The sequence below is a fragment of the Bradyrhizobium sp. Ses1 genome, from assembly GCF_059512365.1.
Window position 1 is genome coordinate 15,364 of record NZ_JCAMOQ010000041.1, and the last position, 14,551, is coordinate 29,914.

A 14,551-nucleotide genomic window follows, 5' to 3' on the forward strand; every position below is an offset into this window, starting at 1 on the left:
GTCTTACAGTCGGCGCATCAGCTTCAGCACCGCCGTCAATCGCAGGCTGCGCTTGCCGGCGAGCGCGGTTGCTTCCAGCACCGCTCCCTCTTCATTACAGGTGCCGGAAAAGCCGATGCCGACTTCGTGGCCGCCGAAGATCGGATTCTCGCCCCTGGCCGGTGTGTGCTCCTGGTTGAGGATCTGGCCTTTCCAGCGGCCATTCTCCGAAACGTAAGTACCGAGATAATAGAAGAACGCGTCACCGCCGACGATGCGGCCATCCTTGAGCAGCATCACGCCAGTCAGGCCGCCTGAGACCCCATCGAGCAGGCGGAGATGAATGGAATAAAGGCCGTTGGCAATCCCGCCCTCGCCGACACTGCCGGCGATCGGGACCTCCTGCTCCTCGATCGGCGTCAACAATGCCTGAAACGGGACGCCCGGCACCTCCCGCAACCCTCCCTCGAAGCGATAGGTGTCGCCATTGGGGCGGCCCTGCGCCACCAGTGTCGCATCATCGGTGCCGGCCATTGCGGGATAGTTGGGATCCGGATTGTGGCGCACGGTCCTGACCACGACCGAGACATCGTCGCCGCTTTCCTCATAGGTGCCGATATGGGCGAAGGCCGAATTGCCGCCGAGCATCTTGCCGTCATGCGCGTGCATGACGCTGCGGCCGACCGCATCATTGAGCTGAAATCTGACCTTGTAGAAGCCTCCGAAACCCACTTCGGCCCCCGGCCCGCGCGCATCCAAGCCGAGTGTAGCGCGCTTTCGGCAAGGTCGATACCGGCTTTGCGCTAAACAAAGCGTGTCGACGGTCTGGAAGCGCAACCAGTCCAATGCCGTTTAAAATGCAAAAGTCCGCCAAAGCCGAACGGCATTGGCGGACTTGATTGCGGTCCCGGGCGCCCCCAGCCCGGGCCGGGAGCGTCTTAGGCCGCGGCCTTCTTGCCGGTCGGGACTTGAGAGACGGTCTTCAGGATCTGCGAAGCGATCTGGTAGGGGTCGCCTTGGGAGTTCGGACGGCGATCTTCCAGATAACCCTTGTAGCCGTTGTTGACGAAGGAGTGCGGAACGCGGATCGAAGCGCCGCGGTCGGCCACGCCGTAAGAGAAGGTATCGATCGAGGCCGTCTCGTGCTTGCCTGTCAGGCGCATATGGTTATCAGGGCCGTAGACCGCGATGTGGTCAGCGCGGTTGGCCTTGAAAGCTTCCATCAGCGCCTCGAAGTACTCCTTGCCGCCGACTTCGCGCATGTACTGGGTCGAGAAGTTGGCGTGCATGCCGGAACCGTTCCAGTCGGTGTCGCCGAGCGGCTTGCAGTGGAATTCGATGTCGATGCCATAGCTCTCGGTCAGGCGCAGCATCAGGTAGCGCGCCATCCACATCTGGTCAGCGGCGGTCTTGGAGCCCTTGCCGAAGATCTGGAATTCCCACTGACCCTTCGCCACTTCGGCGTTGATGCCTTCGTGGTTGATGCCGGCAGCAAGGCAGAGGTCGAGATGCTCTTCCACGATCTTGCGGGCAACATCGCCGACATTCTTGTAGCCGACGCCGGTGTAGTACGGGCCCTGCGGAGCGGGATAGCCGCTCGAGGGGAAGCCCAGCGGACGGCCGTCCTTGTAGAAGAAATATTCCTGCTCGAAGCCGAACCAGGCGCCGGCGTCATCGAGAATGGTGGCGCGCTTGTTGGACGGATGCGGGGTGACGCCATCGGGCATCATGACTTCGCACATCACGAGCGCGCCGTTGGTGCGCGCAGCGTCCGGATAGACGGCGACCGGCTTCAGCACGCAATCGGAGCTGTGGCCTTCAGCCTGCATGGTGGAGGAGCCATCGAAGCCCCAGAGCGGAAGCTGCTCGAGCGTCGGGAACGACGCGAATTCCTTGATCTGAGTCTTGCCGCGCAAGTTCGGTGTCGGCGTATACCCGTCGAGCCAAATATACTCGAGCTTGTACTTAGTCATTGAGCCTCTCTGTTGATGATGCAAAACGCGAGGGGCCGAAAAGCCACTCGGTTGCCCCGCGCGTACCCGGCCACCATCGGCCAAGAATGTACCAAGCAATTTGAATGCCAATCGCTGCAATGCGGGAGCGGGTCTCTGGGGAAAAGTCCAGACGGCGCTAGCTCTTTTTTACTGCGACATAGAAGCGCGGCTGGCATGCGTACCAAGCGGCCAATTGACGCTCCCAGGGTACCGCCAGCGCCCGATTCTCCGGCAATTTCCTCTAGGCGCCCACCGTCCGATTAAAGCCTTGGCAGGCTTTCGCGGCATTGCTCGGAGACGCCGCCGCCCGACCGCAACCCTCGGCCCGGCTCAAGCGTTGGTCACCTGCTTGTTGCCTCACGCGAAGCAAAACCAAAAATGCCTAGAGAATAATCATCGAGTGACATTTTTTGATCAACTTGCATCCGGGCGGGGCACGGCCGATATCGCAAGTCCAAGTAACTATCCAAGTAACCACACGAGAACGAGTCGGGCGCACCATGGAGGATCGCGGCTCCGATCAGAGGAGAGGATGACATGAATACGGGTCTGAATCAGGGATCTGCCAAGATCTACCAATTCCCGGTTGGCGGCCGGGCGTCCATCGCAGGACGCCGCTATGGTGAGACCAAGTCGGCGCTCGAGATTGCTGCTTCACAGGTGAACAAGGCCGATTGCAGCGGTAGCTGGTACCACCAAGCGGCGATCGAAGAATCCAAGCCAACGCGTGACCACTAATGCCGGGTCAATATCGGATAGCTTCCCGACGGGAATGTCGGGGATCGGTAGCGTCGAAAAGGGTCGGAACGAGCGCGTTTCGGCCCTTTTTCATGCCAGCTCGCAGGCCGTGGCCCGGCGCTTGGCGTGCTTGAGCGTGGCAAGGCCGGCTTTCGTGATCCTTAGCGTAACGCCACTGCCGGAGTAGCGCGCGCCTGATAGCGTCAGCCGCTTCAACAGCGTTACCGCCTTGCCGTCGAGCTGCAGATGGGCGCGGGAGTCGTATTGGAAAAATCCGACGATGAACTGCGTGCCGTCGGCGCAGCGATAGTTCTGGAACGAGCTTTGGGCCGAGGCTTGCGACCTGCCGGCGAGGGTTCCCGCCACCAAGACCACCGCGAGAATGGCCGCCTGCCGATGATTCATGCTTCGCCCCCCGGAGCTGCCTTGAGTATAGACGAGCGCGGGATGCGCACCATCTCCTATCCGGTCATCTGCTTGCCGTACAAGATTGCTCAAGTCACCCGATGCAAGACTCCCCTGCCCGACATTTCAATCTCGCCGGCGCGAGCAATTTCCGTGACCTCGGCGGCTACCTTACGCGCGACGGCCGCCGCGTCCGTTGGCGCCAGATCTTTCGCTCCAACCATCTCGGCCGCCTCACCGACGACGATGTCGCGGTGGTCCGCGGCCTCGGCGTCCGCAGCGCCTTCGATTTCCGTGGCCGCGAGGAGCGCGCCGAGGGGCTTTGCGGCGTGGCCGAGATCACCGTGCATTCCCTGCCGGTCGAACCGACGGTGATCGCCGCGCTGCGCGCCATCGCCGCCAGCGGCAATCCGCCGACCGAGAACGACGCCATCGAGGTGATGCGCGATTCCTACCGCAGCTATGTGCAGGAGAACACGCCGCGCTTCCGCGCGCTGTTTGCGCATCTGTTGGAGGACCGCGCGCCGCTCGTCATCCATTGCAGCGCCGGCAAGGACCGCACCGGCTTCGCCTGCGCGCTGATCCTGCATACGCTCGGCGTTCCCGACGAGGTGATCTCGGAAGATTATCTGCTGACCAACCGCTTCTATCGGCGCGATACTTCCGTGCCGAGCGATCTACCGGACACTGTCCTGCAGGTGATCGGCACGGTGCGGGCGGCGTTCCTGGCCACGTCGTTCGAGGCCATCAGCGCCGGCTATGGTGGCCTCGACAATTATATCCGCGACGGCCTTGGTGTCGGAGAGAGCGAGCGCAGGCAGCTTGCCGCGCTCTATCTCGAGAGAACTTAAGCAGCCGCTTCCAGCTCGGCGTCGAGGTCGGCAATGACTTCCTCGAAAGCCGAGATCGCCTGCTGCACGGCCGCGATCTGCATCAACTCCCAGCCGCTGACCGGACCGGTGCGATTCTGCAGCGCGACGACCAAGTCCCGCCGCTGCTCCTTAAGCTGAACGAGCGGTAAACCGTGATCGGGTAAGTTTCCCATGGTCTGATCCCCTGCCATGATGAGACCTCGCTTCTAGCGAACGGATTCTGCAATCGACTTACGGAAGTCCGGCAAATTTTACCAATCAAGGGCAAGGCCGTAGTCTTACGTGCATGGCTACGCTACGGCGGCAGCTTTCCGGATAGCATCGTTAAGGCCCCTAGACATCCGGAGCGTGCTGCCGTCGCTCTGATGCAATCGATCGGGATCGGTCGGGTCCACCATACGATCGAAACCGATATTGTTCTGCGCGTGCCAATGCTGCATCAGCGCCCAGCGGCGAAACACATTGACTCCTGCCCGCTCTGCCACTGCGGCGATCAGCGAGACCATGCGCTCGGAAAGCTCGGCCTTATCGTCGATCAGCATCGCCGGGACATGTTGCGGATCGATCAGTAGCACGTCCATCTGGCCTGCATGGGCACGAAGCCGGTCTACGCCGACGGCAATTTTCTCCGCGACGTCGTCGACGTTGTACTTCTCCTTGTGGAAGACGGCGTTGGTGCCGACCTGCCAGATCACCAGTGACAGTGCCGGCGCTTCGGCGAAAATGTCCGAATCGAAGCGATCCAGTTCTTCGATCGCCTCTTGACCGCCTACCCCCCTGTTGAGCACATCGATCCTTGGATTATCGCTGGCGCGCCTCAAATACATTTCCAGCCAGTATGGATAAGGCAAGACATCTTCCCGGCCAGCGGTCGACGATGATCCCATCGCCACGATCTTAAGCGGCCGGCCGTGCCGAAGCGCCTCGGCCAGGCGTGTCAGCGGATATTTGAAGGCGATCAACTGATCAGGCAATTCGGCATCTGCAAAATTGTCAATCATTTCGGGCCTCACAAATTAAATACTATTTAACGTTGAGGGCCTATTTCGCGACGATTTTGCCGGCATTGCAAATGAATTTCTGCTGAGTTTAGTCTGTCTGCCCGGGTAGTGCGGAGCTGTCTCATGAACGGAAAAGTTATCGTCATCACCGGCGCGTCCGGTGCGCTCGGCAAGGTGGTCGCTGAGGAAGCCCTGGCGCGTGGCGCACGCGTGTCCGGCATTGATCACGCGCCGTCATCGCTTTCGCCGACGTCGGATCGGATCGAGTTCGGCGGCGTTGATCTGACCGACGCAGCCCAGGCAAAAAAGGCGATCGACACGGCGGCGGCGCATTTCCGCCGGCTCGATGCACTCATCAACATCGCCGGCGGCTTTGCCTTCGAGACGGTCGCAGACGGCGATCCCGCAACCTGGCAGCGGATGTATGCGCTCAATGTCACGACCGCGCTCAACGCCTCGCGCGCGGCGATCCCGCATCTTCTTGCGTCCAGCGCCGCGCGTATCATCAATATCGGCGCGCTCGGTGCACTGCAGGCAGGCGCCGGCATGGGCGCCTATGCAGCTTCCAAATCCGGCGTGCACCGCCTGACCGAAGCGCTCGCCGCCGAGCACAAGGGCAAGATCACGGTCAACGCCGTGTTGCCTTCGATCATCGACACCGCAGCAAACCGCGCCAGCATGCCGAGGGCGGATTTCTCAAAATGGGTGGCGCCAAAGGAACTCGCCGACGTCATCCTGTTCCTCGCAAGCGACGCAGCGAGCGCAGTCACCGGCGCGCTGTTGCCGGTGAATGGCCGCGTTTGACTCTCTCGCTCACGCCTCCACCAGCTTCTTCAGCACCGCCTTGAAGCGGACGCTGCGCTTGCCAGCGAGCGCAGTGGCTTCAGCTTCGGCACCTTCGGAATCGTAGGTCCCGGAGAAGCCGATGCCGACTTCGTGGCGGCCGAACAGCGGTCGCTCTCCCAGGCTCGGCGTATGCTCGCGGTTGACGATCTCGCCCTTCCACCGGCCGTTCGCGGCGGTGTAGGCACCGATATAGTCGAAATAGGCGTCGCCGCCCCAGATGCGGCCGTCATGCAGCATCATCACGCCGGTATTGCCGCCGTCGAGCCCATCGAGCATGCGAATGTGGATGGAATAGAGCCCGTTGCCGATGCCGTCGGGTCCGACTTTGCCCGGCGCAGGCGCATCCTTGTCGTTGATCGGGGTCAGGATCGCCGTGAACACGACGCCGGGTAAGGCGGTGGTCCCGCCTTCAAAATGAACCTCGTCGCCCTTGTGCGTGCCCCTGAAGGTCATGACGATGTTGTCGACCGGGAACATCGGCACATAGCTCGGATCGTGGTTGTGGCGCGTCATCTTCACCTCGGATGAGATGATGCCGCCTTCCTCCGTGTAGCTGCCGATGAAGGACGAACCGGAATTGCCGCCATAGAACTTGCCGGAGGTGGTTGCGAACATCACGCCGCAGCCAGTGCCCCGCACTGTCCTGAACGAGAATTTGTATAGTCCCTGCAGCACCCTGGCGCCTGCTTCTCACGCGACAAATGCACCATACCCCGCGCGGACCGTTTGCTCGCGCAGGCTCACCGATTGCCATTTGGTCTAGTCGTCCCGCACGAAGACTAACCGTTTTGCCACCGTCCCGGCAAACGCTTTGCGGTAAACTTCTGCAACTGAGTCGCGGCATTTCGCGACTGGAGAGTTTTGCGCGTGGAAACCTCGCTCTATCTGCCCGTCAAACGATTTCTCGAAAAGCTCGGCTTCACGGTGAAGGGCGAGATCGGCGGCTGCGACCTCGTGGCGCTCAGCGGCGACGATCCGCCGGTCGTCGTGGTCGGTGAGCTGAAGCTCACCTTCAACCTGGAACTGATCCTGCAGGCGGTCGGTCGCGCCGGCGCCTGCGACGAGATCTGGATCGCCGCCAAATTGTCGTCGCGCGGCAAAGGCCGCGAGAGCGACGCGCGCTACCGCAATCTCTGCCGCCGCCTCGGCTTCGGCATGCTGGGAGTGACCAGCGCCGGCGAGGTCGAGGTGCTGGTGAAGCCGCCGACCACGGCGCCGCGCCGTGATCCGAAGAAGCGCTCGCGCCTGGTTGCCGAGCACAATCGCCGCAAGGGCGATCCCGTGATGGGCGGCAGCACGCGCTCGCCGATCATGACGGCCTACCGCCAGCAGGCGCTCGCCTGCGCGTCAGCGCTCGCCAATGGACCGCGGCGCGTGCGCGAGCTCCGGGTGGATATTCCGGATGCCGGCAAGATCCTGCTGCACAATGTCTACGGCTGGTTCGACCGCGCCGAGCGTGGAATCTATGTGCTGACCGAAGCGGGCCGCGCCGCGTTGAAACGTTGGCCACAGCCGCCGGTTGATGCTGCGGCCATCGAAACAGCGCCCTCGATCCGGATGACGACCGCGTAGCGACGCACGATTCCGGTGCATAACCGGTCACGATCGCGCGATGAGGCGGGGTAAACAGAGCATGATCCGGAAAAGCGGAAACCGGTTTTCCGAAAAGGTCATGCTCAAACAAAGAGATCAGATCATGATCCGATTCTGTCCAATCGGATCATGATCTGGAGAAGGTCTACCGTGCATGGCTGGATTGCCATGTCAGTTTCATATTGCAATGCAACAATATGCAGCCTAGGTATCCGCCCAAAGCATGATCCGGAAAATAGCTACCGGAATTTCCTCGCGACAGACGAAGCGTTTGCGCGGAGATCATGCTCAAAACGAAGCGGCGGGCGGATGACGACTGATGGAACCGTCATCCCGCTCCCAGTGAGGCCCCGATGAGCGAAGACTGGCAAACGAAATATGGTCCCCGACGCGTGAGGCGCGATCCGCCGACGCTGGAGGAAGCGATCTTCGCCGCCGTCGGCATCACCGACGACCTTGAGCAACAGGCCGAGATCGCGTCCGCCTTGATGGGCCTCCCTTACGAGGAGGTGCTGGCTGAGGTGAAGAAGACGGCGCGCACCACCGCGAGGTCGGCGACCCGCGTGATCACGGGCGAGCAAGGCGCGCAGCGCGCGGTCGTGGTCGAGCGGCGCGTGGTCCGGCGGTTCGGCAACGACAAGCGCACTGGCACCTGAACTGCGATTGGCGATTCGTTCACCTGAGCGAATTGCCCGCAGAATTGGGGCGCACGAGTGCGCGCGCCGATCAGGCGGCGCGGCCCCAGCCGTACATCTTGAACACCATCTGCCAATAGGCGCGGTTGAGATCGGCGATCGCGCGCGCGGCCTCCAGCGGCGCGACGGTCGTCGCGGGGACCAGTTCCGGCTGGCCATGCCGCGCAAGATCGATGCTGCCGGTGGATTCGCCGTGGCGGAAGGTCAGCTTCGCGCCAAACTTGCTGGCGAGCGCACGCATCGCCTGGTTCTGCGCGCCGGTGGTGATCCGGAGTGAACGATAGCCTTTGGCCCGCGCCTCCGCGATCACATTGCGGAACAGGATGCTGCCGACGCCCTTGCGGCGCGCCGAGCGCTCCACGCTGAAGGCGATCTCAGGCTCTCCGTCCGGCGATTGCTCCGGCGGATGCAATTCGGCCGCACCACGCACCACGCCGTCCTCGAAATAGGCGATGATGACAGTGCCGTCGTTGGCGCATTTCTCGGCGTAGCGCTTGATGAAGCCGTCATCCATGAAGCCATGGAAGCGATCATAGCGGCTGGTTCGGTCCAGCCTCAGCAGATGGTCCTGCAGAAGCGGTAATTCCGATTGGCTCAGCGTCCGAACAGTGCCCTTGGCCGGCGCCGAACGGGTAGAATCGTAGTTCATTCCATAACTCCTCGTGGTAGCCCTCGAGGAGGCGTCGAATCCCTAGATGCCCAATATTGTGCGTCGCAGCATGAAATTCAAGTACCTAGATTCACCAAATGTTGCATTTGGATTCACTTGATCTTTCATCCTGAATTTATTGATGAATTCAGGATGGCGCGCGTACTAAAGTACCATTTGAGTCTGGGTCACGACGGCGACCAGTCTGCCGTCCTCGGTTTCCAGCCGAGTTTGCCAGACCTGCGTGCGCCGGCCGCGATGCACAGGCGTGGCGATGGCGATCACCGTGCTCCCCTCCTTGACGCCGCCGATGAAGTTGGTCTTGCTCTCGATCGTGGTGGTTCCCTTGGCATCCTCGGGCAGATTGATCACGGTCGCAGCCGCCCCGACCGAGTCCGCAAGTGCCATCACCGCGCCGCCGTGAATGGTGTGATGCAGCGTGCAGAGGTCCGGTCGCACCAGCATCTTCGCCACCACGCGGTCCTTGTCGGCCTCTGTGAACGTGACGCCCTTCAGTTCCGCAAACGGCATTTTCATCGATTGGATCTTTTCCAGCGGCGTCATGCGTCCTCCCGTTTTGTTGTGCGCGCGGCAGCGGCGGAGAATGGACGGAGCCGGTAAATCAGGCAATGACGTCCGAGGTAATGGCCGATGTGACGATGCGCCAATGAGAGAGATTTTCCGATGCGCCACTTCCCTCCCCGCCGGATCGTCTGCCTCACCGAGGAGACCGTGGAGACGCTGTATCTGCTCGGCGAGCAGGACCGCATCGTCGGCGTCTCCGGCTATGCAGTGCGGCCGCCACAGGTCCGCCGCGAGAAGCCGCGCGTCGCGGCGTTCATCTCGGCGGACATCCCGAAAATCCTGGCGCTCGAGCCGGACCTCGTGCTCGCCTTCTCCGACATCCAGGCTGACATCGTCGCCGATCTCGTGCGCGCCGGCGTCGACGTCCACGTCTTCAACCAGCGCGACGTTGCCGGCATCATGGCGATGATCCGCACCCTCGGCGCCATGGTCGGCGCCGCCGAGCGCGGCGACCAGCTTGCGACGAGCTTTGAGCAGCGCCTCGCCGGCATCGCCGCGACGCCGCGTTCGCAGCCAAAGCCAAAAGTCTATTTCGAGGAATGGGACGATCCCCTGATCAGCGGCATCGGCTGGGTCTCAGAGTTGATCGAGATCGCCGGCGGCGAAGACGCACTGCCAGGCTTGCGGCTACAGAAGGCAGCGAAAGACCGCATCATTGCGGCCGAGATTGTGCGTGACGCCGCGCCCGATGTGATCCTCGCCTCCTGGTGCGGCAAGAAGGTCGTGCCCGATCGCATCCGCAACCGTCCCGGCTGGAGCGAGATTCCCGCCGTGCGTAACGACCGCATCGTCGAGATCAAGTCGACGATCATTTTGCAGCCCGGTCCAGCCGCGCTCACCGATGGATTGGATGCGATAGTAGCGGCGCTGTGGCCGTCGTGAGCCTCGCTCTCGCCTTCGTCATTGCGAGCAACGCGAAGCAATCCATTTCTCCACGCGCGGCGGCATGGATTGCTTCGCTGCGCTCGCAATGACGGAGGGAGCCTATACCTTCTCCACCCCGCACCATTCCGCGATGAACAGTGCGGTGGCCTTGGTGGATTTGCGCAGCGACTCCAGGTCGACATATTCGTTGAAGCCGTGCATCGCCGCGCCGCTGGCTCCGAAGCACAGGCTCGGGATGTTGTAGTTCAATCCATAGAAGCGGGTGTCAGTGAGCGCGGTGAAGGCGCGGTCTTCCACCGTGCCGCCATAGACGGCGCCGAACGCCTTCGCGAACGCCGCTTCCGGCTCGGCTGCATCAGTCAGCTCATAGCCCTCGGACAGGAAGCCCGACCACTGCACCTCAGGCGGATTGTTGGAGAGGAAGCGATGGCCGCGCGCGGCCGCCGCGACGCAAGCCAGGATCTCCTTCTGGCACTCCGCGATCGACCAGCCCGGCAGCACCGCGATGCGGCAGTCGACGTCGCACCAGGCCGGCACGCTGGACGCCCAGTCGCCGCCCTTGATGATGCCGGGATTGAAGTTGATGGGATGCGCGACGTCCTTGAAGTGCCGGTCGGCCTTGGCGCGCTCGTTCCATTCGGCTTCGAGCTTTTCCAGCGCATGGATCAAGTGATACGCCGCCATGATCGCGTTCGAGCCGGCGCCCGCCTCGAACACATGCACGGGGAAGCCGCGCACCTTCAGCCGAAACCAGATCACGCCGACCTGCGAGCGGATCATCTTGTTGTCAGTCGGCTCCGGGATGAAGCAGGCATCGGCGCGATAGCCGCGCTGCAGGGTCGAGAGCGCGCCGACGCCGGTGCTCTCCTCCTCGATCACGGACTGGAAGTGGATCCGCCCCGTTGGGCGCAAGCGTGCCGCCTTGATCGCATCCAGCGCATAGAGGGCGCCGATCGTGCCCGACTTCATGTCGCAGGCGCCGCGGCCATACATGCGCCCATCCTTGATGGTGGGCGAGAATGGCGGCGTCTCCCACATGTCGAGCGGGCCGGTCGGCACCACGTCGCAGTGCCCCTGCAGGATCAGCGATTTGCCGCCATTGCTGGGCGGCCGATAGGTGCCGACCACCGTACGGGCCCTGGAGAAATCATGCTCGATCGGGCCGAAGCCGCGCAGCTTCTTCAGATCGTCAACATTGATATGCCAGTCGTCGACCTCGTAGCCGCGTGCGCGCAGGAGATCGCCGATCATGTCCTGGCACGGACCTTCCGCGCCACGCGTCGATGGGATCGCGACGAACTCCTTCGTGGTCGCGAGCTGCGCATCGAATCCGGCATCAACGGCGTCCAGGATCCTTTGTTGCGTATCGGCACTCATGCGGCGGCTCCAACTCCAGGTTCGATCAACGCTATAGCGTGATCTCAGCCACCGGGGTACTGCGCAAAATAGGCATCTCGCAATGCTTCTTCGAGCAGCCTGCCTTCCGAATAGCCGTCGAGCGACGCCGGCCGCGTCACCCCGTCGAGCAGCCGCGAGCACGGCTCCGGCGCGCCAAGCACGGTGCGCACCGGAATGCGCTCGGCATAGATCGGGAGCTCGTAATCCTCATCATCGTCGGCGACGCCTTTGGCGCGGATCTTGGCGGAGGCCTCCTCGATCTCCATCGCGATGAAGGAGGTCGCCTTGATCTCCTGCGTATTGCTCGGCCGCAGGCTCGCGGTGCGATCGGGAAAGAAGCGGTCGACCATCGCCACCAGCGCGCGCTGCTTCTCATCCGGATCGGTGACGATATAGGCCGTCCCGAACGCCATCACCGCGCGGTAGTCCGCCGAATGATTGAAGCCGCAGCGCGCCAGCACCAGGCTGTCGAGATGCGCAACCGTGAGACAGACCCTCTGGCCCGCGGACTGGTTCCTCAGCATGCGGCTCGCGCTGCTGCCGTGCCAGTAAAGCTTGGTCCCCTCGCGCCAGAAGAAGGTCGGCGTGCAATAGGGCTGGCCGTCGATCGCATAGGAAACGTGGCACAGCATCGAGGAATCGAGGATGCGGTGCACGGTTTCATGATCATAGAAGCCGCGATCATGGCGGCGCTTCACCTGGTTTCGTGGTGACAGCGGATAAGAGGCGGCAGCACCTTCGCTCACGGCAGCTCCTGTTTCTGGATTTTGAACGTTTCGAAGCAGTTGTAGCGCCGGATTTGGTCTGCGATAGTGCCAATTCCATGCGAAAAATTTCGACCAATTCTGCGTCGCCGCGCAAGGCCGAGCTGCCGCTCGACCTTTCCGGACCGCATGTCACACCAGGCGCTTCCGCCCAGCAGCGCCTCTACCAGGCGCTTTGCCACGCCATCCTCGGCGGCATCGTCAAACCCGGCGAGCCGCTACCGCCCTCCCGCACTCTCGCAAAGCAGACCGGCTTTCGCCGCAACGCGATCGTCACCGCGTATGAGCGTTTGATCGCGGACGGGTTCGCAGTGGCGACCACGGGCTCGGGGACGTTCGTCGCGGCGCGCATCCCTGCGCGAGCCCGCGAGGCACCGAAGCCGAAGATCACCATCGATGCGCCCCAGCAAGGCGCGCTGGCGCTTGGCTGCACGCATATCGATAGCCGCGCCCTGCAGCGCTTCCGCGCCTTCGTCGGCCGAAGGATGCGCGCCTTCAGCGCCGAGCATTTCCACTACGGCGATCCCAGGGGCAGCCGCGAGCTCCGCGCCGCAATCGCCGACCATTTGTTGTCGGCGCGCGGCCTGCGCTGCGATCCCGAGCAGATCATGCTGACGTCCGGCACGCTGCACGGCCTGCGGATCGTGCTCAGCGCGATCCTTAGGCCGCGCGACCAGATCTGGTGCGAGGATCCAGGCTATCCGATCGCGCGCCGAACCATCGAGCATTGCGGCTATCGCGCGGTTTCCGTTCCGGTCGACGCATCGGGCATGGTGGTTGCGAACGGCCGGGCCCGCGCGCCGGCGGCCCGTGCGGCCTATGTGACGCCGTCGCATCAGTTTCCGCTCGGCGTGCAGATGTCGATGCCGCGCCGGCTGGAACTGCTGGACTGGGCCAAGGCCGCCGATGCCTTCGTGTTCGAGGACGATTACGACAGCGAATTCCGGTATGACGGCGCTCCCCTGCTGTCGCTCGCCGGCATCGACCATCTGCGGCGCGTCATCTACATGGGCACATTTGCCAAGACACTGTTTCCGGGATTGCGCGTCGGCTATTGCGCGCTGCCTGAAAAATTGATCGGCTCGGTGACGGCGGCCCGCGCCGCGCTCGATCGCTTTCCCGGCACGCTGATGGAAGGCGCCGTCGCTGACATGCTCAACTCCGGGGCCTTCGCCGCCAACCTGAAGAAGGTGCGCAGGCTCTACCGCGAGGCCCGCGACGTGCTGGCCTCGACGCTGTCGGCGGCTTCCGAAGGCGAGCTGTCGGTGCCGGTGCCCTCGCAGGGTCTGCATCTGGTGGCACGGTTCGATCCATCGACCGAACCGCTCGTCGCGTCAGAGGCCAGGAGCGCGGCCGAGGTCGACGGCTGGCTGCTCGCGGAGACCTATCATCGTGCGCGTCCCCTGCCCGGCTTCGTGCTGGGGTTTGCCGGCCACGACCTTCCGCAACTGAAAGCATCGGCCGAACGACTGGCGAAGGCCTCGCTCACCGCGCTGCGCGAGAGCCGTAAGCCGAGAGCCCGCGTCGCCAAAACGTCAACGTCGCGCGCGGCTCTATGAGAATCGCCGGCGCCTCATTAAGCTGAAAATGAAAGCTGTACGGCGGAGATACCGGATGCCCGGCAATCGCAACGTCCTGTATCTGATCATCGGTGTGCTGCTCGCCGTCATCGGCGTGCTCAGCTACCAGCTCTACCAGGCCAAGAAGCAGCCCGAAGGTTTCCAGATCAACGTCGGCCCCGACGGGTTGAAGATCCAAGGCAAGTGATGCTGATGATTTCGGAAAGAGTTCTGCGCGTCGGTTGCATCGTGCTGCTTGGCTGGCTTGCATCACCGCTGTCAGCGTCGGCCCAGGTGCTGGGACGCGAGCAGGACATCATCGATTTGCGGCTGGGCCAGCGCGTGATGGTCGACGATGGATCATGCCCTGCGGGCCAGATCAAGGAAGTCTCGGGCTCGCAGATGACGAGCCAGGGCGTGACGCGCGTGCGCAAATGCATCCCGCGCCTCGGCACCAAGAAGCGCTGAGGTGTCCGTCATGCCCCGCGCAGGCGGGGGATCCAGTAACCAACATTGCCAGTTGTGCGCGCAAGAAGCGCCGCGGAATACTGGATCGCCGGTCAAGGCCGGGCGATGACCTCGTGGGAT

At 62.9% G+C, this 14,551-nt stretch carries 19 protein-coding genes; 9 read left to right on the top strand and 10 right to left on the bottom strand.

The window, feature by feature from the left end; all coding sequences use genetic code 11:
• Positions 1-3: 3 nt before the first annotated feature.
• Positions 4-648, bottom strand: coding sequence for a GrlR family regulatory protein (locus tag AC5ZG5_RS33090; RefSeq protein WP_208827202.1), 645 nt, complete (start codon positions 646-648; stop codon positions 4-6).
• A 269-nt stretch (positions 649-917) separates the two neighbouring features.
• Positions 918-1,952 carry a glutamine synthetase beta-grasp domain-containing protein gene (locus AC5ZG5_RS33095; RefSeq protein ID WP_028165854.1) on the bottom strand — a complete coding sequence of 345 codons (1,035 nt, stop codon included), beginning with the start codon at positions 1,950-1,952 and terminating at the stop codon, positions 918-920.
• Positions 1,953-2,510: 558 nt separating this feature from the next.
• On the opposite strand from AC5ZG5_RS33095, the gene AC5ZG5_RS33100 reads away from it, so the two are divergent.
• The gene (locus AC5ZG5_RS33100; RefSeq protein WP_028165855.1) at positions 2,511-2,711 is read left to right on the top strand and encodes a DUF2735 domain-containing protein; all 201 of its coding nucleotides are present in this window, start codon (positions 2,511-2,513) and stop codon (positions 2,709-2,711) included.
• A gap of 90 nt (positions 2,712-2,801) precedes the next feature.
• On the opposite strand, the gene AC5ZG5_RS33105 is transcribed toward AC5ZG5_RS33100, so the two are convergent.
• Complete coding sequence (locus AC5ZG5_RS33105) at positions 2,802-3,116, bottom strand: MliC family protein (RefSeq protein WP_456645224.1); 315 nt, start codon at positions 3,114-3,116, stop codon at positions 2,802-2,804.
• Between the two features lie 101 nt (positions 3,117-3,217).
• Between AC5ZG5_RS33105 and AC5ZG5_RS33110 the strand changes: the two genes are divergently transcribed.
• Positions 3,218-3,967, top strand: coding sequence for a tyrosine-protein phosphatase (locus tag AC5ZG5_RS33110; RefSeq protein ID WP_456645225.1), 750 nt, complete (start codon positions 3,218-3,220; stop codon positions 3,965-3,967).
• On the opposite strand, the gene AC5ZG5_RS33115 is transcribed toward AC5ZG5_RS33110, so the two are convergent.
• Together AC5ZG5_RS33115 and AC5ZG5_RS33120 are read right to left on the bottom strand one after the other, a co-directional pair.
• A complete protein-coding gene (locus tag AC5ZG5_RS33115) occupies positions 3,964-4,101 on the bottom strand; it encodes a hypothetical protein (protein WP_456633370.1) in 138 nt (45 codons plus the stop codon). The genes AC5ZG5_RS33110 and AC5ZG5_RS33115 overlap by 4 nt on opposite strands.
• A gap of 177 nt (positions 4,102-4,278) precedes the next feature.
• Positions 4,279-4,989 carry an SGNH/GDSL hydrolase family protein gene (locus AC5ZG5_RS33120; protein ID WP_456645226.1) on the bottom strand — a complete coding sequence of 237 codons (711 nt, stop codon included), beginning with the start codon at positions 4,987-4,989 and terminating at the stop codon, positions 4,279-4,281.
• Positions 4,990-5,112: 123 nt separating this feature from the next.
• Here AC5ZG5_RS33120 and fabG point away from each other — a divergent pair, with 123 nt between their 5' ends.
• Positions 5,113-5,793 (top strand): 3-oxoacyl-ACP reductase FabG, encoded by a 681-nt coding sequence (gene fabG / locus AC5ZG5_RS33125; protein WP_456645227.1) that lies wholly within the window; start codon positions 5,113-5,115, stop codon positions 5,791-5,793.
• A gap of 9 nt (positions 5,794-5,802) precedes the next feature.
• On the opposite strand, the gene AC5ZG5_RS33130 is transcribed toward fabG, so the two are convergent.
• Positions 5,803-6,510: a GrlR family regulatory protein gene (locus AC5ZG5_RS33130; protein WP_456645228.1), complete on the bottom strand. Its 708-nt coding sequence runs from the start codon at positions 6,508-6,510 to the stop codon at positions 5,803-5,805.
• A 192-nt stretch (positions 6,511-6,702) separates the two neighbouring features.
• Between AC5ZG5_RS33130 and AC5ZG5_RS33135 the strand changes: the two genes are divergently transcribed.
• Positions 6,703-7,407, top strand: a complete 705-nt coding sequence (locus AC5ZG5_RS33135; protein WP_130227946.1) for a DUF2161 domain-containing phosphodiesterase — start codon at positions 6,703-6,705, stop codon at positions 7,405-7,407.
• Between the two features lie 374 nt (positions 7,408-7,781).
• Positions 7,782-8,084: a hypothetical protein gene (locus AC5ZG5_RS33140; RefSeq protein ID WP_028165863.1), complete on the top strand. Its 303-nt coding sequence runs from the start codon at positions 7,782-7,784 to the stop codon at positions 8,082-8,084.
• Positions 8,085-8,154: 70 nt separating this feature from the next.
• On the opposite strand, the gene AC5ZG5_RS33145 is transcribed toward AC5ZG5_RS33140, so the two are convergent.
• Positions 8,155-8,772 (bottom strand): GNAT family N-acetyltransferase, encoded by a 618-nt coding sequence (locus AC5ZG5_RS33145; protein ID WP_456645229.1) that lies wholly within the window; start codon positions 8,770-8,772, stop codon positions 8,155-8,157.
• A gap of 165 nt (positions 8,773-8,937) precedes the next feature.
• Entirely contained in the window at positions 8,938-9,336 is a 399-nt protein-coding gene (locus AC5ZG5_RS33150; RefSeq protein WP_456645230.1) for a PaaI family thioesterase, read from the bottom strand.
• Positions 9,337-9,456: 120 nt separating this feature from the next.
• Here AC5ZG5_RS33150 and AC5ZG5_RS33155 point away from each other — a divergent pair, with 120 nt between their 5' ends.
• Positions 9,457-10,239: a cobalamin-binding protein gene (locus tag AC5ZG5_RS33155; protein WP_456645231.1), complete on the top strand. Its 783-nt coding sequence runs from the start codon at positions 9,457-9,459 to the stop codon at positions 10,237-10,239.
• A gap of 102 nt (positions 10,240-10,341) precedes the next feature.
• On the opposite strand, the gene AC5ZG5_RS33160 is transcribed toward AC5ZG5_RS33155, so the two are convergent.
• Complete coding sequence (locus tag AC5ZG5_RS33160) at positions 10,342-11,619, bottom strand: ArgE/DapE family deacylase (RefSeq protein ID WP_456645232.1); 1,278 nt, start codon at positions 11,617-11,619, stop codon at positions 10,342-10,344.
• 44 nt (positions 11,620-11,663) lie between these two features.
• Complete coding sequence (locus tag AC5ZG5_RS33165) at positions 11,664-12,386, bottom strand: pyridoxamine 5'-phosphate oxidase family protein (RefSeq protein WP_130227941.1); 723 nt, start codon at positions 12,384-12,386, stop codon at positions 11,664-11,666.
• Positions 12,387-12,463: 77 nt separating this feature from the next.
• Here AC5ZG5_RS33165 and pdxR point away from each other — a divergent pair, with 77 nt between their 5' ends.
• From pdxR to AC5ZG5_RS33180, 3 genes are read left to right on the top strand one after another with little or no spacing between them, the layout of a single operon-like run.
• Positions 12,464-13,963 (top strand): MocR-like pyridoxine biosynthesis transcription factor PdxR, encoded by a 1,500-nt coding sequence (gene pdxR / locus AC5ZG5_RS33170; protein WP_456645233.1) that lies wholly within the window; start codon positions 12,464-12,466, stop codon positions 13,961-13,963.
• Positions 13,964-14,018: 55 nt separating this feature from the next.
• A complete protein-coding gene (locus AC5ZG5_RS33175) occupies positions 14,019-14,171 on the top strand; it encodes a hypothetical protein (RefSeq protein ID WP_196237334.1) in 153 nt (50 codons plus the stop codon).
• On the top strand, positions 14,171-14,431 hold the full coding sequence (locus AC5ZG5_RS33180) for a DUF6719 family protein (RefSeq protein WP_456645234.1): 261 nt from the start codon (positions 14,171-14,173) through the stop codon (positions 14,429-14,431). Before AC5ZG5_RS33175 ends, AC5ZG5_RS33180 begins: the two co-directional genes overlap by 1 nt.
• Positions 14,432-14,551: the final 120 nt, after the last annotated feature.

Bases quoted from the DNA above. Each gene is read 5' to 3' on its own strand.
- AC5ZG5_RS33090 (WP_208827202.1), bottom strand. From the start codon at position 648: ATGCACGCGCATGACGGCAAGATGCTCGGCGGCAATTCGGCCTTCGCC.
- AC5ZG5_RS33095 (WP_028165854.1), bottom strand. From the start codon at position 1,952: ATGACTAAGTACAAGCTCGAGTATATTTGGCTCGACGGGTATACGCCG.
- AC5ZG5_RS33100 (WP_028165855.1), top strand. From the start codon at position 2,511: ATGAATACGGGTCTGAATCAGGGATCTGCCAAGATCTACCAATTCCCG.
- AC5ZG5_RS33105 (WP_456645224.1), bottom strand. From the start codon at position 3,116: ATGAATCATCGGCAGGCGGCCATTCTCGCGGTGGTCTTGGTGGCGGGA.
- AC5ZG5_RS33110 (WP_456645225.1), top strand. From the start codon at position 3,218: ATGCAAGACTCCCCTGCCCGACATTTCAATCTCGCCGGCGCGAGCAAT.
- AC5ZG5_RS33120 (WP_456645226.1), bottom strand. From the start codon at position 4,989: ATGATTGACAATTTTGCAGATGCCGAATTGCCTGATCAGTTGATCGCC.
- fabG (WP_456645227.1), top strand. From the start codon at position 5,113: ATGAACGGAAAAGTTATCGTCATCACCGGCGCGTCCGGTGCGCTCGGC.
- AC5ZG5_RS33140 (WP_028165863.1), top strand. From the start codon at position 7,782: ATGAGCGAAGACTGGCAAACGAAATATGGTCCCCGACGCGTGAGGCGC.
- AC5ZG5_RS33145 (WP_456645229.1), bottom strand. From the start codon at position 8,772: ATGAACTACGATTCTACCCGTTCGGCGCCGGCCAAGGGCACTGTTCGG.
- AC5ZG5_RS33150 (WP_456645230.1), bottom strand. From the start codon at position 9,336: ATGACGCCGCTGGAAAAGATCCAATCGATGAAAATGCCGTTTGCGGAA.
- AC5ZG5_RS33155 (WP_456645231.1), top strand. From the start codon at position 9,457: ATGCGCCACTTCCCTCCCCGCCGGATCGTCTGCCTCACCGAGGAGACC.
- AC5ZG5_RS33160 (WP_456645232.1), bottom strand. From the start codon at position 11,619: ATGAGTGCCGATACGCAACAAAGGATCCTGGACGCCGTTGATGCCGGA.
- pdxR (WP_456645233.1), top strand. From the start codon at position 12,464: ATGCGAAAAATTTCGACCAATTCTGCGTCGCCGCGCAAGGCCGAGCTG.
- AC5ZG5_RS33175 (WP_196237334.1), top strand. From the start codon at position 14,019: ATGCCCGGCAATCGCAACGTCCTGTATCTGATCATCGGTGTGCTGCTC.
- AC5ZG5_RS33180 (WP_456645234.1), top strand. From the start codon at position 14,171: ATGCTGATGATTTCGGAAAGAGTTCTGCGCGTCGGTTGCATCGTGCTG.